General features: G+C 45.3%; 19 protein-coding genes. 17 read left to right on the top strand and 2 right to left on the bottom strand.

Annotated features, from left to right (window positions below):
* Positions 1 to 6: 6 nt before the first annotated feature.
* The 3 genes from ACQ31U_RS10705 to ACQ31U_RS10695 all read left to right on the top strand — a co-directional run bounded on the left by ACQ31U_RS10705 (position 7) and on the right by ACQ31U_RS10695 (position 2347).
* On the top strand, positions 7 to 1374 hold the full coding sequence (locus ACQ31U_RS10705) for an L-serine ammonia-lyase (protein WP_431051910.1): 1368 nt from the start codon (positions 7 to 9) through the stop codon (positions 1372 to 1374).
* A gap of 381 nt (positions 1375 to 1755) precedes the next feature.
* Positions 1756 to 2019, top strand: coding sequence for a type II toxin-antitoxin system RelE family toxin (locus ACQ31U_RS10700; protein WP_431051908.1), 264 nt, complete (start codon positions 1756 to 1758; stop codon positions 2017 to 2019).
* Positions 2003 to 2347: a helix-turn-helix domain-containing protein gene (locus tag ACQ31U_RS10695; RefSeq protein WP_431054335.1), complete on the top strand. Its 345-nt coding sequence runs from the start codon at positions 2003 to 2005 to the stop codon at positions 2345 to 2347. The genes ACQ31U_RS10700 and ACQ31U_RS10695 overlap by 17 nt, the downstream gene beginning before the upstream one ends.
* Positions 2348 to 2376: 29 nt before the next feature.
* On the opposite strand, the gene ACQ31U_RS10690 is transcribed toward ACQ31U_RS10695, so the two are convergent.
* A complete protein-coding gene (locus ACQ31U_RS10690) occupies positions 2377 to 3813 on the bottom strand; it encodes a PLP-dependent aminotransferase family protein (protein WP_431054334.1) in 1437 nt (478 codons plus the stop codon).
* 121 nt (positions 3814 to 3934) lie between these two features.
* Between ACQ31U_RS10690 and pdxS the strand changes: the two genes are divergently transcribed.
* From pdxS to mfd, 3 genes are all read left to right on the top strand, one after another.
* Positions 3935 to 4822 (top strand): pyridoxal 5'-phosphate synthase lyase subunit PdxS, encoded by an 888-nt coding sequence (pdxS, locus tag ACQ31U_RS10685; protein ID WP_431051906.1) that lies wholly within the window; start codon positions 3935 to 3937, stop codon positions 4820 to 4822.
* Between the two features lie 7 nt (positions 4823 to 4829).
* Positions 4830 to 5411 carry a pyridoxal 5'-phosphate synthase glutaminase subunit PdxT gene (pdxT, locus tag ACQ31U_RS10680; protein ID WP_431054333.1) on the top strand — a complete coding sequence of 194 codons (582 nt, stop codon included), beginning with the start codon at positions 4830 to 4832 and terminating at the stop codon, positions 5409 to 5411.
* 70 nt (positions 5412 to 5481) lie between these two features.
* Positions 5482 to 8919 carry a transcription-repair coupling factor gene (gene mfd / locus ACQ31U_RS10675; protein ID WP_431051904.1) on the top strand — a complete coding sequence of 1146 codons (3438 nt, stop codon included), beginning with the start codon at positions 5482 to 5484 and terminating at the stop codon, positions 8917 to 8919.
* 96 nt (positions 8920 to 9015) lie between these two features.
* Here mfd and ACQ31U_RS10670 read toward each other — a convergent pair whose 3' ends face one another.
* Positions 9016 to 9435 (bottom strand): excinuclease ABC subunit A, encoded by a 420-nt coding sequence (locus ACQ31U_RS10670; RefSeq protein ID WP_431051902.1) that lies wholly within the window; start codon positions 9433 to 9435, stop codon positions 9016 to 9018.
* Positions 9436 to 9607: 172 nt separating this feature from the next.
* Between ACQ31U_RS10670 and ACQ31U_RS10665 the strand changes: the two genes are divergently transcribed.
* From ACQ31U_RS10665 to ACQ31U_RS10615, 11 genes are all read left to right on the top strand, one after another.
* Positions 9608 to 10351: a beta-ketoacyl synthase chain length factor gene (locus ACQ31U_RS10665; RefSeq protein WP_431051900.1), complete on the top strand. Its 744-nt coding sequence runs from the start codon at positions 9608 to 9610 to the stop codon at positions 10349 to 10351.
* The gene (locus ACQ31U_RS10660) at positions 10329 to 11114 is read left to right on the top strand and encodes a 1-acyl-sn-glycerol-3-phosphate acyltransferase (RefSeq protein WP_431051898.1); all 786 of its coding nucleotides are present in this window, start codon (positions 10329 to 10331) and stop codon (positions 11112 to 11114) included. The genes ACQ31U_RS10665 and ACQ31U_RS10660 overlap by 23 nt, the downstream gene beginning before the upstream one ends.
* Positions 11107 to 11361: a phosphopantetheine-binding protein gene (locus ACQ31U_RS10655; protein ID WP_431051896.1), complete on the top strand. Its 255-nt coding sequence runs from the start codon at positions 11107 to 11109 to the stop codon at positions 11359 to 11361. The genes ACQ31U_RS10660 and ACQ31U_RS10655 overlap by 8 nt, the downstream gene beginning before the upstream one ends.
* Before the next feature lie 9 nt (positions 11362 to 11370).
* Entirely contained in the window at positions 11371 to 11625 is a 255-nt protein-coding gene (locus tag ACQ31U_RS10650) for an acyl carrier protein (protein ID WP_431051894.1), read from the top strand.
* A complete protein-coding gene (locus tag ACQ31U_RS10645) occupies positions 11625 to 12185 on the top strand; it encodes a hypothetical protein (RefSeq protein ID WP_431051892.1) in 561 nt (186 codons plus the stop codon). The genes ACQ31U_RS10650 and ACQ31U_RS10645 overlap by 1 nt, the downstream gene beginning before the upstream one ends.
* Positions 12186 to 12195: 10 nt before the next feature.
* Entirely contained in the window at positions 12196 to 13908 is a 1713-nt protein-coding gene (locus ACQ31U_RS10640) for an AMP-binding protein (RefSeq protein ID WP_431051890.1), read from the top strand.
* Positions 13909 to 13910: 2 nt separating this feature from the next.
* Positions 13911 to 14633, top strand: coding sequence for a glycosyltransferase family 2 protein (locus ACQ31U_RS10635; RefSeq protein WP_431051888.1), 723 nt, complete (start codon positions 13911 to 13913; stop codon positions 14631 to 14633).
* The gene (locus ACQ31U_RS10630) at positions 14633 to 15547 is read left to right on the top strand and encodes a glycosyl transferase family 2 (RefSeq protein WP_431051886.1); all 915 of its coding nucleotides are present in this window, start codon (positions 14633 to 14635) and stop codon (positions 15545 to 15547) included. Before ACQ31U_RS10635 ends, ACQ31U_RS10630 begins: the two co-directional genes overlap by 1 nt.
* A gap of 1 nt (position 15548) precedes the next feature.
* The gene (locus ACQ31U_RS10625) at positions 15549 to 15977 is read left to right on the top strand and encodes an acyl-CoA thioesterase (protein ID WP_431051884.1); all 429 of its coding nucleotides are present in this window, start codon (positions 15549 to 15551) and stop codon (positions 15975 to 15977) included.
* Positions 15978 to 15986: 9 nt separating this feature from the next.
* A complete protein-coding gene (locus ACQ31U_RS10620) occupies positions 15987 to 16583 on the top strand; it encodes an outer membrane lipoprotein carrier protein LolA (RefSeq protein ID WP_431051882.1) in 597 nt (198 codons plus the stop codon).
* 109 nt (positions 16584 to 16692) lie between these two features.
* Positions 16693 to 18879, top strand: coding sequence for an MMPL family transporter (locus tag ACQ31U_RS10615; RefSeq protein WP_431051880.1), 2187 nt, complete (start codon positions 16693 to 16695; stop codon positions 18877 to 18879).
* Positions 18880 to 18888: the final 9 nt, after the last annotated feature.

The following is an 18888-nucleotide window of genomic DNA, read 5'->3' as shown; positions in this document are numbered from 1 at the left end:
TCTTTTATGATTAGTGTGTTTGATATTTTTAAAATCGGGATCGGACCGTCCAGTTCGCATACCGTCGGACCGATGAAAGCCGGAAAACAGTTTGTGGATGAACTGGAACAGCAACGGTTGTTGCCTGAAATCGACCAGCTTAAAGTGGATGTTTACGGCTCGCTCTCCCTGACCGGACGCGGGCACAGCACCGATACCGCGGTGATTATGGGCTTGGCGGGTTATTTGCCGGAAGACGTGGAAATTGAAGCCATTCCCGCATTTATCGGCTCGTTGAAACAGACCGCACTTTTGCCGATTATGCGCGGACAGCAACAAGTCAAATTCGACTTTGAACAGGATTTGGTTTTCCATAAAACCTTTCTGCCGCTGCATGAAAACGGCATGCGCTTACACGCCTTAAAACAGGGACAACCCGTTTATTCGCAAACCTATTATTCGATTGGCGGCGGCTTTATCGTGGACGAGGCAAATTTTAACCAAACCCAAGACAGCGTATTGAATGTACCTTATCCGTATCACAGTGCCAATGATATCCTGCAACATTGCAAAAATAGCGGATTATCGATCGCCGGTATGATGTTGCGCAATGAAATCGCCCTGCGCGATCAAAGTGCGGTCAACGCCTATTTGCAGCGGATTTGGCAAACCATGTCGGATTGTATGCAACGCGGCATGCACACCGAAGGTTTGCTGCCCGGGCCGCTGAAAGTAACGCGCCGAGCGACCGCACTTCGCCGCATGCTGGAATCGAACAACAGTCTGTCGAACGATCCGATGAAAATCATCGACTGGGTGAACATGTTCGCGTTGGCGATTAATGAAGAAAATGCGGCAGGCGGACGGGTGGTGACTGCACCGACCAACGGCGCCTGTGGCATTGTGCCGGCGGTGTTGGCGTATTACCAGCAATTTATCGCCCCGCTGTCGGAGGAAACGATTGCACGCTATTTGTTAACCTGCGGCATTGTCGGCTCGCTGTATAAAATGAATGCTTCTATTTCCGGAGCAGAAGTCGGTTGTCAGGGCGAGGTCGGCGTTGCTTGTTCGATGGCGGCGGCAGGGTTAACCGAAATCTTAGGCGGCACGCCGGATCAAGTCTGTATCGCCGCCGAAATCGGCATGGAACACAATCTCGGTTTAACCTGCGATCCGGTCAACGGACAAGTGCAAGTGCCTTGTATCGAACGTAACGCCATTGCCTCGGTCAAAGCGATCAACGCCAGCCGCATGGCGCTGCGCCGCACCAGCAGCCCGTCGGTTAGCTTAGACAAAGTGATTGAAACCATGTACGAAACCGGCAAAGACATGAACTCCAAATATCGCGAAACTTCCACCGGCGGTTTGGCAATCAAAATCTTGCCCTGCGATTAAACCGCACTTTCCACTTAAAGCGATCTTCGGATCGCTTCAGGCTGATGACAAAGTCTCTTTCTCGAATAATTTCCCTCCCTCCGTATACGGAGGGAGGTGTCCGAAGGACGGAGGGAGGCATAAATCATTTTAAAATGAATATGTTGCATTTTCATATTGCCCCTCCCTCCCCATTTTTCTTACGCAAAACGGTACTCCCTCCGCACGCGGAGGGAGAGAAGTCAGTTTGTCAGCAATCTCAAGCGATCTTCGGATCGCTTTTTTGTTTTTTGCGATTCCGATTCCAACTTTTGCTGTCGCCGCTCGCCTTTAAACCGGGTTTGATTAAAGTATAACGACATTTGACAACTTATATTTTAACTTATAAAATCTGGAAAACTAATGAATAAAATTATATTCAAGTCAAGAGCGGTTAAACAACTGGCTAAAATCCCAGAGCGAGAAATGATTCGCAGTAAATGCCAAGTTTTGGCTAATTTTCCTGCTTATCATTCAAATGTAAAGTCGCTCACTAACTATAAATATGATTATCGCCTACGAGTTGGACGGTTTCGAGTATTTTTCAACTATGGTTTTGAACACAATATCCATATTATCCACATTGAAGAGGTAAAAAAACGTGACGACAATACCTACGCTTTTTAACACACAAATTATCAATGATAACAATGGGAAGCCTGCATTTGTTGTCATTCCTTACGAACAATATTTCGCCACAATCAAAATGCGTGAATTGGATTTGAGTGATGGCGTTCCCAGCGAAGTGGTCGAGATTTTTTTCAAACACGAAGGCTGTAGTGCGGTGCGCGCATGGCGCGAATATTTAGGCTACACCCAACAACAAGTCGCGGATCGTTTAGGTATCAGCCAATCCGCCTATTCACAACATGAAAACTCGAAGAAACTGCGCAAATCGACACGTAAAAAAATCGCCGAAGCGTTGGGCATTAATCATCAGCAGTTGGATTTCTAAACCGCACTTGCCTTGAGCCTCAGCCTATTTTAGTGTTTTTCATATCCCCATGCGGTCATCAGCAATGTGACCGCTTCATTTAAATCTTGCAGCGATAAATTTCCAAAGCCGAATGAAAAATAACGCTTATCGGCATTCTGCTGTTTCACCGGGTAAATCTTAATGCCCACATTTTCTGCCAAGCGACAAAGTTCAGCAACGGAGCGCGTTTCTTGCCGTAGTTCCAACAGCAGGTAAAAGCCGGAATGTTCACCCTGATAGCGAATGACGCGACGATAAGGCTGTAGCAATTGGCACAGCAATTCCATTTTTTTGCGGTAATGGGTGCGCATGCGGTGAATATGCTTCTCAAATTCACCGCTTTGCATAAATTGCGCTAAAACGTGCTGGTTAATACGCGGCACGGTGGAATTCAGCAAGCCGCAACTTTGTTGATAAATCGGCACGAGCGCTTGCGGCAACACCATAAACGTGACACGCAACGACGGCATCAATAATTTGGAAAATGAACCTAAATAGATCACTTTGCCCTGTGAATACAGCGTGCCGTCCAAATGTTGCAACGAGGGAATCGGCTTGCCTTTGTAACGGAATTCACTGTCGTAATCGTCTTCGATAATGTAACGGTTCGGCTGCTGCTGTGCCCACTCCAATACTTGATGTCGCTCATTGACCGACAGAACCGAGCCGTAAGGATATTGGTGTGATGGCGTGAGATACAACACATCCACCGCACTTTGCGCCAAACAGGTGAAATCCAACCGATAATGTTCGGCTTGCGGCTGAAATAACGGCAATTTTCGTACCGATTTACCGAATAAAGATAACAACTGCTCCACCATCGGATAACCGTATTGTTCCATCGCATAATCCAGCGATTGCCGTGGATAACATTGATCGAGCAGCAAAACCAGCTGGCTGATACAGGTTTCGACCCCCGCCCCCAACACGATTTGCTCAATGGAACAACTAATGCCGCGTGAAGCGTACAGATAGTGAAGAATCTGCTCGCGTAGCACTGTCTCGCCCTGCTTCTCCCCCATATTCAGCAACTGCAAACCCCGTGTCTGTAACACCGTTTTTTGTATTTTTTTATAGCGTTGCAGCGGAAAAAGTGCGGTATCAATTTGATTCGGGTTGAGATCATAACGAAACGCCGCTGTTTTTTTCACCACCTGCGGCTGCACCGCACTTTCGGGCGTTTTAAAAAACTGCTCCGCCTTAAAATGCACAAAAAAACCCTGCCGCACTTTGGCTTCGACATAGCCTTCGGCCAACAGTTGGCTGTATGCGGTTTCCACCGTATTACGGCTGATGGTTAAATAATCCGCCAACCGCCGCTTCGACGGCAATCTTTCGCCGTAAGCAAGGCGTCCACTGCTAATATCCGCTTTGATCTGCTGATACAACTGAACATATAACGGTTGCTCCGCCTGCTTATCCAACTGAAAAAGGTAGTTTTTCACCATCTGACCCCATTAATATAATCAAAACTGACGCTTTTAATCATACCTGAATAGCGCAAAATAGCGATCCCTTGCTTCACAAAATAATATTCAAAAACCAACGACAATGAAGGAAAACATAATGAACAAAATTTTAGGCAGTGATGTTGTCAAACGCGGTATGGCGCAAATGCAAAAAGGCGGCGTGATTATGGATGTGGTGAATGCGGAGCAAGCGCGCATTGCCGAAGCCGCCGGGGCGGTGGCGGTGATGGCGCTAGAGCGCGTGCCGTCGGATATTCGGGCTGCCGGCGGCGTGGCTCGCATGGCAAACCCAAAAATCGTGAAAGAGGTGATGAATGCGGTCAGTATTCCGGTCATGGCAAAAGTGCGGATTGGGCATATCACCGAAGCACGTGTCTTAGAGGCAATGGGGGTAGATTATATTGATGAAAGCGAAGTGCTGACCCCTGCCGATGAAGAGTTTCATTTGCTGAAAAGCGATTACACCGTGCCGTTCGTTTGTGGTTGTCGCGATTTGGGCGAAGCCTTGCGCCGTATTGGTGAAGGCGCGGCAATGTTGCGCACCAAAGGCGAACCGGGCACGGGCAACATCGTGGAAGCGGTGCGCCATATGCGCAAAGTCAACGCACAAGTGCGCAAAGTGGTGGCTATGAGCCATGATGAATTAATGACCGAAGCAAAATTATTAGGCGCACCGTTCGAATTATTATTACAAATCAAACAACTAGGCAAACTCCCGGTGGTCAATTTTGCCGCAGGCGGGGTCGCCACCCCTGCCGATGCCGCGTTGATGATGGCGTTGGGCGCAGACGGTGTTTTTGTCGGCTCAGGCATTTTTAAATCGGAAAATCCGGAAAAATTCGCGCGCGCGATTGTACAAGCCACCACCCATTACCAAGATTATGATCGGATTGCCCGCTTATCGGAAGAACTGGGCGAAGCGATGAAAGGCTTGGATATTGCCAAACTCGCCGCCGGCGACAGAATGCAAGAACGTGGTTGGTAGTATGAGTATGCAAGCCCATTCTACTTACCGTGTCGGTGTGCTGGCATTGCAAGGGGCGGTCAGCGAACATCTGGCGCAACTTGACGCCTTGGGTGTCAATGCCGTTGCCGTCAAAAAAGCGGAACAACTGGCAACGCTGGACGGCTTGATTTTACCGGGTGGTGAAAGCACCGCAATCGGGAAATTGATGGGTGAATACGGTTTTATTGTCGCGATTCAAGCCTTTGCCGCTGCAGGCAAACCGATTTTCGGCACTTGCGCCGGTATGATTTTATTGGCAAAACAGATTCACGGCGACGAAACCGCCCATTTAGGCTTAATGGATATTGAAGTGCAACGCAATGGGTTCGGGCGACAAATCGACAGCTTTCAAACCGCACTTTGCGTTAAAGGCATAAGCGGGACCGTGCCGGCAATTTTTATCCGTGCCCCCTATATCCGACGGCTGCTCTCCGACCAAGTAGAGGTATTGGCAACAGTGGAAGATAGAGCGGTATTAGTCCGGCAAAATAATCTGCTCGCCTGCGCTTTTCACCCCGAACTAAGCCAAGATCAACAGATTCTAAAATTGTTTTTAGCCATGTTTTAAACCGCACTTTCCCTCATTCCGCGTCTAGGTTACACTAGACGCTTATTTTTTTCTAAGTCTAACAAAAACCATGAACACCCTTTTTAGCCTGAATTTGCCGAGTACGGCGAATGATCATAAATTACTCGGCAACGTGCTTGCCGACAGCGACGTGTTGGCGATCAGCCAAGCCGCCTGCCAACATCAAGGTTTAACCGTGGTGGTGACTGCCGACACCCGCCACGCCCTCAGTTTAGAGAAAAAACTGCGCCGTTTCAGCTCGCAAAAGATCGGTTTTTTCCCCGATTGGGAAACCTTGCCCTATGACAGTTTTTCACCGCACCAAGATATTATTTCCGCCCGTTTAAGCGCGCTGTTTTTCTTGCAACAGCCGCAACAAGGTATTTTTGTGTTGCCGATTAACACCTTAATGCAACGCCTCTGCCCACCGCACTTTTTAAGCAACAATGTGTTGCTGATTAAACAAGGCGACAAAGTGCGGTTAAACAAATTGCGCTCACAACTGGAAAATGCCGGTTATCGCGCGGTGGAACAAGTGCTGGAACACGGCGAATATGCGGTGCGCGGTTCATTGTTGGATCTGTTCCCGATGGGCAGCGACGAACCGTTTCGTTTGGATTTCTTCGATGATGAAATCGATTCGATCCGCACTTTCGATGTGGATACGCAACGCACACTGAACAAAATCGAACAGATTAATCTGCTGCCGGCGCACGAATTCCCGACTGACGAGAAAGCGATTGAGTTTTTCCGCGGACAATTCCGCGAGCGTTTTGAAATCCGCCGTGATCCGGAACATATCTATCAACAAATCAGCAAAGGCACGTTTGTGTCGGGAATTGAATATTGGCAGCCGCTGTTTTTTGAACAGATGGCGACGCTGTTTGATTACCTGCCTGAAAATAGCCTGTTTATTGATTACCATAACAACGGCGAGCGTGCGCAACGCTTCTATCAAGACGCACAACAGCGTTTTGAAAGCCGTAAGGTTGATCCAATGCGTCCGTTGCTACCTCCGGAACAGCTTTGGTTACGCAGTGATGAAATCAATCGCCACCTGAAAAACTACCCGCGCTTAACCCTGCATAACGAGAAATTACGCAATTCGGCACGCCAAAGCAATTTGCCCGTCAGTCCGCTGCCGGAGCTGACGATTAATGCGCAACAAAAAGAACCGCTCAAGCTGCTGCGCCAATTTGCCGAACAGTTTGACGGACAACTGCTGTTTTCGGTGGAAACGGAAGGACGGCGCGAAACCTTACTGGAATTATTGCGCCCGCTTAAGCTGAAACCGCACTTTATTGTGACCTTGTCACAAATAAATGAACAGCGACATAATCTGATGATTAGCGAGCTGGAAAACGGATTTATTTTAGAGAATGATAAAAACAAACTAGCCATTATCAGCGAAAGCAATCTTCTGGGCGAACGGATACAGCAGCGCAAACGCGATCAACGCAAAACCGTCAATCCCGATACGTTGATCCGCAATTTAGCCGAATTGAAAACCGGACAGCCGGTGGTGCACCTCGATCACGGGGTCGGGCGTTACGGCGGTTTGACCACCCTCGAAACCGGCGGCATTACCGCAGAATACCTGATTTTAGATTACGCCAACGAGGCAAAATTGTATGTGCCGGTCTCCTCGCTCTATTTATTAAGCCGCTATGTCGGCGGCAATGAAGAAAGCGCGCCATTACACAAACTGGGCAGCGATACGTGGGTGAAAGCGCGGCACAAGGCGGCGGAAAAAATCCGTGATGTGGCGGCGGAATTGTTAGATGTCTATGCCAAACGTGAAACGCAAAAAGGCTTTGCTTTTCAATATAATAAAGAGGAATTCCGCCAATTCGCCGACACCTTTAATTTTGAAGAAACCGTCGATCAGCAAATGGCGATCAATGCGGTCATCAGCGATATGTGCCAGCCGAAAGCGATGGATCGCTTGGTGTGCGGCGATGTCGGTTTCGGCAAAACCGAAGTGGCGATCCGCGCCGCCTTTTTGGCGGTGAACAACAGTCGCCAAGTGGCGATTCTGGTACCAACCACGCTGTTGGCGCAACAGCATTATGACAATTTCAAAGATCGCTTTGCCAATTTAGCGGTCAATGTGGAAATGTTGTCGCGTTTTAAAACCGCCAAAGAACAAAAAGTGATTTTAGAACAACTTGAACAAGGTCGGGTGGATATCCTGATCGGCACGCATAAGCTGCTGCAATCCGATGTGAAATTTAAAAATCTCGGTTTATTGGTAGTCGATGAAGAACACCGTTTCGGCGTGCGCCAAAAAGAAAAAATCAAACAATTGCGCGCTAATGTGGATATTCTGACCCTGACCGCCACCCCGATTCCGCGCACGCTGAATATGGCGATGACGGGCATGCGCGACCTGTCGATTATCTCCACCCCGCCGGCACGCCGCCTGACGATTAAAACCTTTGTGCGCGAAAGCGATGATTTACTGATCCGCGAAGCGGTGCTGCGCGAGATTCTGCGCGGCGGACAGGTGTATTACCTGCATAACGATGTCGCCACGATTGAAAATTGCGCCGAACAGCTGGCGCAACTGGTGCCGGAAGCGCGGATTGTGATCGGACACGGACAAATGCGTGAACGCGATTTGGAACGGGTGATGAGCGATTTTTATCATCAGCGTTACAACTTGTTGGTCTGCTCCACCATTATCGAAACCGGGATCGACGTGCCGACCGCCAACACCATTATTATCGAACGCGCCGATAAATTCGGCTTGGCACAACTGCACCAACTACGCGGTCGGGTCGGGCGGTCGCACCATCAAGCCTACGCCTACCTGCTCACGCCACACCCGAAACGCATGAGCAAAGACGCATTGAAACGCTTGGAGGCGTTGGAAAGCCTGGATAATCTCGGGGCGGGTTTTGTGCTTGCCACCCACGATTTGGAAATTCGCGGTGCGGGCGAACTGCTCGGCAGCGAGCAAAGCGGACAGATCGAATCAATCGGCTTCTCGTTATATATGGAACTGCTGGAAAGTGCGGTCAATGCGCTGAAAGAGGGGCGCGAACCGTCACTTGATGAGCTGACCCAGCAACAAGTGGAAATCGATCTGCGCATTCCTGCGTTGCTGCCGGAAGAGTATCTGGGCGATGTCAATATGCGCCTGTCCTTCTACAAACGGATCGCCAGTGCCGCCAGCCAACAAGAGCTGGACGAATTGAAAGTCGAACTGATCGACCGCTTCGGTTTACTGCCACAAGCCGGCAAAAACCTGCTGCAAATCGCCGAACTGCGCCTATTGGCAAAACCGTTGGCAATCCAAAAAATCGAAGCACACGCCCAAGGCGGCGCACTGGAATTCAAAGCCAACGCCGAACTTGATCCGCTTAAATTCTTAGCCTTAATCAAACAAAACCCGACGGTTTACCGCTTCGACGGCCCGACCAAATTCCGTTTTAGCCAAATAACGGAAAGCGCAAAAGAACGGTTAGAATTTGTAGAAGCGTTAGTGAAAGCGTTGTTGGATTAGCATCATTATTCGATGAAGACATTGATGAGAAAATTTTCTAGGCAACGTATTGATTGATAGAAAAATACCGGGCGATTTGCAGCCCGGTATTTTCAATTATTTGACCAAATCACCTTTTAAGGTGACTCCGCCAACCACGCGGCCGGCATGGCATTCATAGTTCGTGGTGCTGTTATAAGTATTCTTTTTATAATAACTGACTAAATTGCTGACTTTTGTGGCGCCCTCGGCTTTAGCCCGTTCCTGGAATTGTTTCACGGCAGATAAAAATGCCCAAGTACAACCTTCCTGATCGGATTTATTGGCAAAATTGGTTTTCTTATTGCTCACCAAACCCGATTTCACCACCTTACCGGAAACACTTTTGCCAAAATATAATTTAATATTCGGGTCAACCACACCTGCTGCTTGCGGTGAATTTAACGCTTCTTGAATCGAATAATAATGTGTGGTATCACGCGGGGCACAGGCCGCAACAGTTAATGTGGCAAGTGAGATCAATAATAATTTTTTCATATTGTTTCCTTTGGCAAGTAAATAAAACTGTTTTAATTGAAAGGAATATAACAAAGACAATTAAAATTTCAACTGAAATTTAATCAAAATCCAATATGTAAATCATGACTTTCTTGAATAATCGTTTGGAATCTTATATTATTTGCCAAAATTTTTCGCTAAGGATTTGAATTTGCAATTTTCACTTTCGCTCAGTCAATGGAAAGCCGCTTCTTTTTCGCTTACCCAACAAGAAGATTGGTTGGACTGGGCAAAAGGTAAGCCCTTAAGCTTTTTTGACGAAAAAACATTGGATCTATCCTTTCTTGCACCGATGCAACGCCGTCGTTTAAGCGATCTCCCCAGACTGGTGTTTATGGCCGCATGGGAAATAATGCAAGACAAACAATGTCCGGTGGTATACGTTTCTCGCGACGGCGAATTTTCCCGCAGTTTTGCCTTATTGAAAGAATTGGGTGGTGGCGAACAGTTATCCCCCACTTCTTTCGGACTTTCCGTGCATAATTCCATTGTGGGGCAATGGTCAATGATTCGGAAAGACACTTCGGAAATGACCGCACTTTCTGCACGTGAAGACGGCCTTGAAACTGCTTTGCTCGAAGCCTATTTACTGCTACAAAGCGGACACCGCGAGGTATTGATCATTATTGCGGACGAACCTTTGAAAGAAGAAAATCCCATAAACGACGGGTATTTGGAAAAATTTGCCTATGCCGCAGCCTTCTTGGTTACGACCGGAAATGAAATTTGTTTAAGCCTGACTCGGAAGAATAAAAATCAAACTGCACATAATATTGAGTATTCGACCAATCTTGAAAATCTGAAAAATATTATTTTAGCTAACGCTAATTGGCAACATAATTTAAAATATCAAGATCGTTGTTGGAGCTGGCATGCCAAATATAATAAAAAGTGAAAAAGGGAAATACTGCGACCGCACTTGGCGTATTATCGCAAATGCTATCGGTTTTCTAGTGTTTGGTATTTTCGGGGTAGTAATGAAGGTTATTTTATTACCTTTTACATTAAAAAAAGACAATACATTAAACCAACAATTGCAAGCGCGTTCAATTATTTCAACCAGTTGGCGCTATTATTTGAAATTTTTAAATGCTATCGGCGTATTTAGTTTCGAATTCCTCGGTGCGGAAAAACTAGGCAAAAACGGACAATTGATTATTGCAAACCATCCGTCTTTATTGGACGTGGTATTTATGATTGCCTATGCTAAAAATTGCAATTGTGTCGTAAAACAAAGCCTGCAAAAAAATACTTTTTTGAATAGCCCTATTCGGGCTTGCGGCTATATCCCGAATGACGGCTCTCCGGAAATGATCGAACACTGTGCCGAAGTATTAAAGTGCGGTGAATCCTTGCTGATTTTTCCCGAAGGCACACGCACCGGTCATGACGGCGTTATTAATTTTCACCGTGGCGCCTGCGCCATCGCTTTACGAGGTGCCAAAATGATTACGCCCGTAGTGATTAAAATGTCGCCGCCGGCGTTTAAAAAAGATCATGCCTGGTATCAAGTCGCAGAACATAAAATTCACTATCAGTTTATTGTCGGTGAAGACATTAATCCGCAAGATTGGCTAAAAGAAAAACCGGCACCCATTGCAGCTCGCCGATTAAATCAATATTTACAACATTATTTTGAGGAGAAACTAAATGAATGACGCTATAGAACTTGAATTAAAACAATTGATTATTGACTCACTCGCTTTAGAGGATATTACCGTCGACGATATTCAGAGCAATGAACCTCTGTTTGTGGATGGTCTTGGATTGGACTCTGTCGATGCACTGGAATTAGGGTTAGCGATACAAAAAAAATATAATGTGCAGATGGATAATCAGGATCAAGATTTGCGCAAAAATTTTTATAGTGTTGCAACATTAGCCGATTATATTCGCAATAAGTAGGAATACATAATGACTGAACAAGAAATTTATCAAACCTTGCGTAACGCGTTGGAAAATTTATTTGAGATCGAACCGGAGCAAATCAAACCGGAAGCCAATTTATATACGGATTTGGAAATTGACAGCATTGATGCGATTGATTTAATGGACTATATCAAACGTGAAACCGGACACAAATTACAAGCTGAAGATTTTCGCAGCGTACGCACAGTACAAGATGTCGTCACCGCAGTATTGAATAAATTCAATCAAACGGAAGCATAATGACAATGCCTACTAAGCGGGTAAAGCTGATTGTCGGCACTACGCTTATACTATTGTCGGTGAGCTATCCTTTTTTGCTTTATTTTGCGCGGGAGCAAATTGACTTTCGTTATTTATTGTTGTTGATGTTAGGGTTATGGCTGGCCCGCAGCTGGTGGCAAAAAAACAAAGCGCAGCAAATCATCAGCTATGTTATCAGTATTTTTCTTGCCTGTTCATGGCTTATCGGCAATGAAAATCTGATGTATTGGTATCCGGTTTTAATCAACGGTACCATGCTTTTTGTGTTTGCGATGAGTTTATTCTCGGCACAAAGCATGGTGGAACGTTTTGCCCGCTTGCAATATCCTGATTTGCCCTCGGAAGGCGTTCGCTATACCCGAACTGTCACTAAAATTTGGCTAGGATTCTTTGTTTTTAATTGTACCGTCACTATTGCATTAATTTATATCAATAAACATTATTGGGCGATTTATACCGGATTGATTTCTTATTTTTTCATGGGGTGCTTGTTCTTTATTGAATGGTGTTACCGCAAATTTAAGCTGAAAGTTAATTAAAATAGATAATATGAATGCATTTTTTCCCTTTGACCTTTCCCAATTTGCCTATTATTCACAAGTGACAAAGCGTTGTGAGAAGTCACCGCACTTTAGCGAACAAACGCTTATTTTAGCCCAACATTTAATACCTAAATCCAAAGTGGTTTTATGGTTTAGAGAAAGCCACTTTTTTATTCAAGCCTTGCTTGCCGCATGGAAAGTCGAAGCGGAAGTATTCATATTGCCGGATTTATCGGAAAATAACTTACAATGGGCAAATGCTCAAGATTATTGCTTAACCGATGATGTCAATTTGATATTAAATATTCCAGTTTATTCATTATCCCAGGCAAATCGCCACCCAGTAAATATATTGCCCTCACAAGAGGTTGATATTACTGAGACTATTTCACCGCATTCTGTTTTATGGTTAAAAACTTCCGGTTCCAGCGGAGTACCGAAACTAATAAAGAAAACCCTGCGGCAATTTCAGGCGGAAGCGGAGATGTTAAAAAAACATTTTGCCATCTCTGCTGATGATTTGATTTTAAACACGGTGAGCCAACAGCATTTATATGGACTGACTTTTTGCATTATGTTGCCGCTATTTTCCCTCGCCGCGATTTGTACGGAACAGTGGCTCTTCCCCGAAATGCTGATTGAACAAACTTTGCAAGCTGATCGTAGCGTCTGCTGGGTAGCCAGCCCGATGTTATTAAACCATTTTGCCGAACATCATAATTGGGCGAAATTTCGACATAAAATAAAACGTATTTTCTCCGCCGGCGGAAAGCTCCCTACCGCAACTGCCGAATTATTTGCACAATATGGTTTAGCTATTGATGAGATTTATGGCAGCACGGAAACCGGCGTGATTGCCAGTAGACAAGGTGATACTGTCTGGCAAGCATTGCCGAGCGTACAATTTCAACACACCGTTCAATTAAGCGTAAATTCTGCCTGGATAGATCAAACAGAGCCTCTTAATGATGTATTGGTATTTCAGGCAAACGATCGCTTTGTCCTACAGGGGCGGCAAGATCGCATTATGAAGTTGGCGGACAAACGCATTTCCCTTGATCTCGTGGAAGAAGCCTTAAATCAATCAGATTTAGTAAAAGAATGCTATTGTTTTCAACACCCGCAACAACCTCGTTTGATTGCCTTAACCGTATTGAGTGAAAACGGAATTCGGTTATTACAAAATCAAGGGCGAAAAGTGTTAAGCGAAACGCTTGCATTACCAATCAAAACACAACTGGGTAATTTGGCAACTCCTCGTTTCTGGCGTTTCGTTGCGGCGTTGCCGCGTAATACACAGGGCAAAATCATTAAGTCCGATGTCTTGGCACTATTCAAAAATAAGCCATGCGCCCCCGTTTGGCAATCTATATCGCAAATATCAGCGCGGTGGGATATTTCACGGCATCAGGAACAGCAATTTATCGGCACCATACCCTTGGATCTAACCTACTTTTCCGGTCATTTTTCCAGTTTCCCTTTAGTTCCTGGCGTGGTACAACTTCAATGGGCAATTCAGTTGGTCGAGTCCTTGGGTTTACCCGCACAAATTGATGGTGTTGAGAATTTAAAATACCAACAATTTATTCGCCCAAATAATGAAATTATCATGACCCTGCGTTGGGATAGTATAAAATCCAAATTAACATTTAATATTACGAAAGAAGAAGATAGCCAAACCGTGATCTGTGCTTCGGGACGTATCGTGTATAAGGTATAACAATGAAAATGATTATCCTGATTCCCTATTATAATCACCCCGGTACAATTGCGGCGGTGGTGGAAAAAATTCAGGCACAAGGTTTGGATTGTCTGATTGTGGACGATGGCTCTAATGCGGAAAGTCAAGCCGCATTAAACCCATTAAAAGCGACTAATGGCGTAACGATTATCCACCGTAAACAAAATGGCGGTAAAGGCGCTGCGGTCAAAAGCGGATTTTTATATGCCATTGAACAAGGCTATGATTATGCCCTGCAAGTGGATGCGGACGGACAACATGATTTGACCGACATTGCCAAATTTTTGCAACGTAGTAAACAATATCCTAATGATATTGTTTGCGGTGCGCCGGTATATGGCGCTGATGTGCCGAAAGCGCGTTTATATGGGCGTAAAATCACCAACTTTTGGCTTGCCATTAATACTCTGTCTTTGGATATTAAAGATGGTATGTGTGGATTTCGTTTATACCCACTTAAGGCCGTGCAAGCGTTAGATTTTGCAAAAATTGGTAATTTTATGGATTTTGATGTGGAAATCCTTGTCCGTTTATATTGGCAGGGCTACCGGTTACAATGGATTCCGACAGCAGTACAATATGGTGAGCAAGGCGTTTCCCATTTCCGGGTATGGCAGGATAATTGGCTGATCAGCAAAATGCACGCCCGTTTATTTTTCACGATGATTTTTAATAAAATCAAAACATTACTAAGAGCTAACTGATGAGTCACTGGGCAGAAAAGAAAGAGCGAGGCAATCTTTGGGTACTCAAACTCAGTGCTTTCTTAGTCAAATATACTCCGGCATGGTTGATGAAAATCATCACAATATGCATTGTAAGCTATTTTTATCTGACTGCGCCGCAAGAACGTCGTGCTATCGCGGAATATCAACAAAAATTAGCGGCTTATTTGGGCAGCAATCTCTTTAAATTGCGGTCGGTTTTTTGCCAATTTTTACAATTTGCCGAAGCAATCCAAGATCGCTTTGCGGTGTGGCAACGACGTTTGACCTATACGGATATTGACGTATTTGATCCCGATGACTTATATACGGACATTCGCAACAGCGGACAAGGCAACCGTGGGCAAATGTTGATTTGCTCTCATTTGGGTAATGTGGAAATCTGCCGCACCTTAGCGGCACATCATCAAAAATTACGCATGAATGTGTTGGTACACAGCAGACACGCCGAAGCCTTTAATGCGGTATTGCAGGAATTGGGGGGCAACACATTAAATTTAATTCAGGTGAATGAGCTGGATATGGCAACCATGTTATTGCTGGAAACTCGTATTGCTAACGGTGAATGGATTGCGATTGCCGCTGACCGTGTGCCGGTACGGGGCGAAAAAACGGTCATGGTCGACTTTTTAAATGCCGAGGCAAAATTTCCGCAAGGTCCGTGGTTATTGGCCGGTTTGTTAAAAACACCGGTCAATTTATTATTTTGCCATAAGATCGCCGGAAGATATCAACTCCATTTATCCCGTCTGACCAGACAAATAGATTGGAGCAGAAACCAACGAACAGAATCCGTGCAATATTGGGCGCAACGCTTTGCCGATGAATTGGCAAAACGTTGTACGGAAGTACCCTTGCAATGGTTTAATTTTTATTCTTTTTGGAAAAAATAGTATGAGAAAAAAAGGGTGTTTCGTCATTGAAAGCGAAATTAAAGTACCATTTTTTGATGTGGACAGTCTGCATATCGTATGGCACGGCCATTATGTCAAATATTTGGAAATTGCACGCTGCGCCTTACTGGACGCCTTGGATTATAACTACAACACCATGGGCAAATTCGGTTATGCCTGGCCGGTGGTAGGCCTTGAGCTAAAATATGTCAAACCGGCAATGTTTGGTACGCAAATCATCGTACGGGCAGAATTGGTGGAGTGGGAAACCCGCTTAAAAGTCAATTACACCATTTTTGACAAAGCCAGCGGCGAACGCCTGACCCGTGCCAGCACAACCCAAGTCGCCGTCGATTTGGTTACGCAGGAAATGCAATTCATTACACCGGAAAGCTGGCAAAGTGCGGTTAGAAAAGCAATTAATATATAGGAAATTCAAATGAAAAAATTACTCGGCATCTTATTCATGTGCGTTAGCCTGTTTTCCTACGCATTTGATGTTACCGAATTGGAACAACAGCTACGCCAAGCTCAAACCGTACAAGGGCAATTTATACAGCAACGTTTTCTCAACGGTTTGGAAAAGCCGTTGCTGAGTTCCGGGCAGTTTGCCATCGCGCAGGGCAAAGGTTTACTGTGGCAAATGGAAACGCCTATCGACAACATTATGCGTATGACACCACAAAACGGCATAGAATATCGGCTGAATAACCGATGGGCAAAAGTAAAACAAAAATCGGCGGCGAATGCCGAAATGCAGCAAATCAAATTGTTTCTGGATTTACTAAGCGGCAATACGCAGGGCTTAAAAGAACAGTTTGATTTGCAGCTGCAAGGCAATGCCGACAACTGGCAATTACAACTGATTCCCACTTCCTTTTTGCTGAAAAGTATTTTCAATAAAATTGAAATTCAAGGCGGTAACAGCGTACAACAGATCGAACTCTATGAAGCACAAGGCGATAGTAGCCGTATTTTATTGCAGCAACAGCGTATCAACCAACCGCTTACAGGGCTAGCCGAAGATGCCTTATAATGCCAGAAAAAAAACGTTATCAGCCGCAATGTATTTGATTGCGGTCGTTTCGTTGCTTTTTTATGGAATATGGACGGCGCACCAGCATTCCGTGATCGACCGTGACTTAATGTCATTACTGCCCTCCGGTTCGCAACCGATACTGCAAAGACAGGCTATTGCTAAAATTAATCAACAGCTTAATCATCAAATTATTGCCCTAATCGGTGCGACAGACAAGGAAAGTGCGGTTCATTTAACCAAAGATTTAGTCGACAGCTGGCAACATAGCAATTTATTTCAGCGTATAGATTGGCAAGCCGAAACAGCGCTGACAACTTTGTCACAAAACTTGACCGCACTTCGCCTGGCTGCATTGCCGACAACTATTTCCTCACTCCCTGCTCACGATTTTCTGCTGCAACGGGCGAAGCAGATTGCCGATCCTTTCGCCATTTCCATGCTTCCGCTGGCACAAGACTGGCTAGGCTTTGGTAATGCGGTACTAAACCGGATTACCGACTATTCAAAAGTCGAATTGGATCTCGGCAGCAATACCTTTCAAGTGCAGGATCAGGATAAAACCTGGCTATTGGTGCGCGGCATATTGTATCCTGCGGCAACAACCGGTCTGCTGGATTTATTAAAAACCAGTCAACAGCAGATTCAATTACAACATGGCGATTTATTACTCACAGGTGGCGCAATTTATACCGCATTAGGCGAAGCACAAGGTGAACAGGAAAGCCGTATGCTGTCGATGATTGGCATCACGGCAATGTTGCTGATTTTATGGTTGGCATTCCGTACCTTGCGACTGCTGTATCTGATTTTACCGATGGGATTGGGGCTGGCAAGCGGCGCTATGGCGTGCATTCTGATTTTTGGCAAGATCCATTTACTCACCTTGGTGATAGGTACCAGCTTAATCGGTTTGGCAATGGACTTTCCCTTACATTGGCTGGTTCATAGCTGGCGCGAAAAGTGGCGAGCATTTTATTTTATCACGACCACATGGAAACCCTTTGCAATTGGTTTGTTCACCACCGTTATCGGTTATTTGATGCTATTATGGACGCCTTTGACGATCTTGCAGCAAACCGCCGTTTTTTCTATTTTTGCCCTGCTGTCCGCATTTTGTTGCAGCTTATGGGTATTACCGTTTTTCTTCGCCAAATGGCAACCCAAACCGACCGCACTTTTACCGGATCTTGCCACCCAAATACGCTTAAAATTGGAAAAATTTTGGCAATTTATAACTCCAAAAAAATATTGGGCGATCGCTCTGTTATGCCTTTTCAGTTTCATCAACCCACCAATATGGCATGATGATATTCGTGATTGGATTTCCACCTCTCCGCAATGGCTTAAACAGGCAAAAGACATCGCAGATAAAACCGGTATTAATCCTACCGGACAATTTTTCATTGTGCAGGCGGACAACGAAACCGCATTGCTCGATTTAGATGCTAATGTTGCCGCCGAATTGGAAAAGTATAAACAACAAGGCAAATTAGGGGATTTTAATGCGATTAGCCAATTTGTAAATTCAACAGAAAAACAACGGGAAATTCAACAAAATCTTGCTAAAATTACAGAGTTTGATCAGGATTCCCTGCTTGCTCAGCTGGGCGTACCACTATCAGCATGGCAACGGGAAATTCAGCAGTTGCAGCAATTAAAACCCTTGGATATTTCCACCGCACTTGCCTCACCGCTAGCGGAGCGTTGGGCAAACTTATGGCTGGGTGAGCAACAAGGTCAAGTTGCCAGCATGATTACGCTAAATCACTTAATTGATATTCATACTGTCGCACGCATAGCCGAACAATTTAACAATGTGCAATGGGTAGATTATCGCCAAAATTTAAACCAGACTTTCAATCAGGCTCGCTGGCAGGCCGGTGGATTAAAACTGGCTTCTTTCTTATTGGTATGGTTACTGTTATGGCGGGCATTCGGGCGGACACAGGCCACTAAAATTATTGCCGTGCCGCTAGTTTCAGTGGTATTAACGATATTAACGCTGGGCTGGCTGAATGTGCCTATCGGTTTATTCAGTATTTTTGGTTTACTGTTGTCTTCTGCCATTGGCGTAGATTATGCCATTTATGCACAATTGAAAAATACCCCGCAACACTGGCGGTTAAATGGTGTTTTTCTGGCCGCTGCCACTACCGTTATTTCCTTTGGTTTACTTGCAGCCAGCCAGACTGCCGCGGTTGCGCATTTCGGCCTGAGCGTTTCCATCGGTATCGGGTGGAATTTATTATTAGCCGTAAAATTAAATCAAACATCAAATTTTTGTGAGTCATAACTTAAATTA

The organism is Testudinibacter sp. TW-1 (genome assembly GCF_050613185.1).
In the GTDB taxonomy this organism is placed as follows: domain Bacteria; phylum Pseudomonadota; class Gammaproteobacteria; order Enterobacterales; family Pasteurellaceae; genus Chelonobacter.
This window is presented reverse-complemented; position numbering and strand designations above follow the sequence as displayed.

Coding starts and splice junctions, on each gene's coding strand:
- ACQ31U_RS10705 (WP_431051910.1), top strand. CDS start 7: ATGATTAGTGTGTTTGATATTTTTAAAATCGGGATCGGACCGTCCAGT.
- ACQ31U_RS10700 (WP_431051908.1), top strand. CDS start 1,756: ATGAATAAAATTATATTCAAGTCAAGAGCGGTTAAACAACTGGCTAAA.
- pdxS (WP_431051906.1), top strand. CDS start 3,935: ATGAACAAAATTTTAGGCAGTGATGTTGTCAAACGCGGTATGGCGCAA.
- pdxT (WP_431054333.1), top strand. CDS start 4,830: ATGCAAGCCCATTCTACTTACCGTGTCGGTGTGCTGGCATTGCAAGGG.
- mfd (WP_431051904.1), top strand. CDS start 5,482: ATGAACACCCTTTTTAGCCTGAATTTGCCGAGTACGGCGAATGATCAT.
- ACQ31U_RS10670 (WP_431051902.1), bottom strand. CDS start 9,435: ATGAAAAAATTATTATTGATCTCACTTGCCACATTAACTGTTGCGGCC.
- ACQ31U_RS10660 (WP_431051898.1), top strand. CDS start 10,329: ATGCCAAATATAATAAAAAGTGAAAAAGGGAAATACTGCGACCGCACT.
- ACQ31U_RS10655 (WP_431051896.1), top strand. CDS start 11,107: ATGAATGACGCTATAGAACTTGAATTAAAACAATTGATTATTGACTCA.
- ACQ31U_RS10650 (WP_431051894.1), top strand. CDS start 11,371: ATGACTGAACAAGAAATTTATCAAACCTTGCGTAACGCGTTGGAAAAT.
- ACQ31U_RS10645 (WP_431051892.1), top strand. CDS start 11,625: ATGACAATGCCTACTAAGCGGGTAAAGCTGATTGTCGGCACTACGCTT.
- ACQ31U_RS10640 (WP_431051890.1), top strand. CDS start 12,196: ATGAATGCATTTTTTCCCTTTGACCTTTCCCAATTTGCCTATTATTCA.
- ACQ31U_RS10635 (WP_431051888.1), top strand. CDS start 13,911: ATGAAAATGATTATCCTGATTCCCTATTATAATCACCCCGGTACAATT.
- ACQ31U_RS10630 (WP_431051886.1), top strand. CDS start 14,633: ATGAGTCACTGGGCAGAAAAGAAAGAGCGAGGCAATCTTTGGGTACTC.
- ACQ31U_RS10625 (WP_431051884.1), top strand. CDS start 15,549: ATGAGAAAAAAAGGGTGTTTCGTCATTGAAAGCGAAATTAAAGTACCA.
- ACQ31U_RS10620 (WP_431051882.1), top strand. CDS start 15,987: ATGAAAAAATTACTCGGCATCTTATTCATGTGCGTTAGCCTGTTTTCC.
- ACQ31U_RS10615 (WP_431051880.1), top strand. CDS start 16,693: ATGTCATTACTGCCCTCCGGTTCGCAACCGATACTGCAAAGACAGGCT.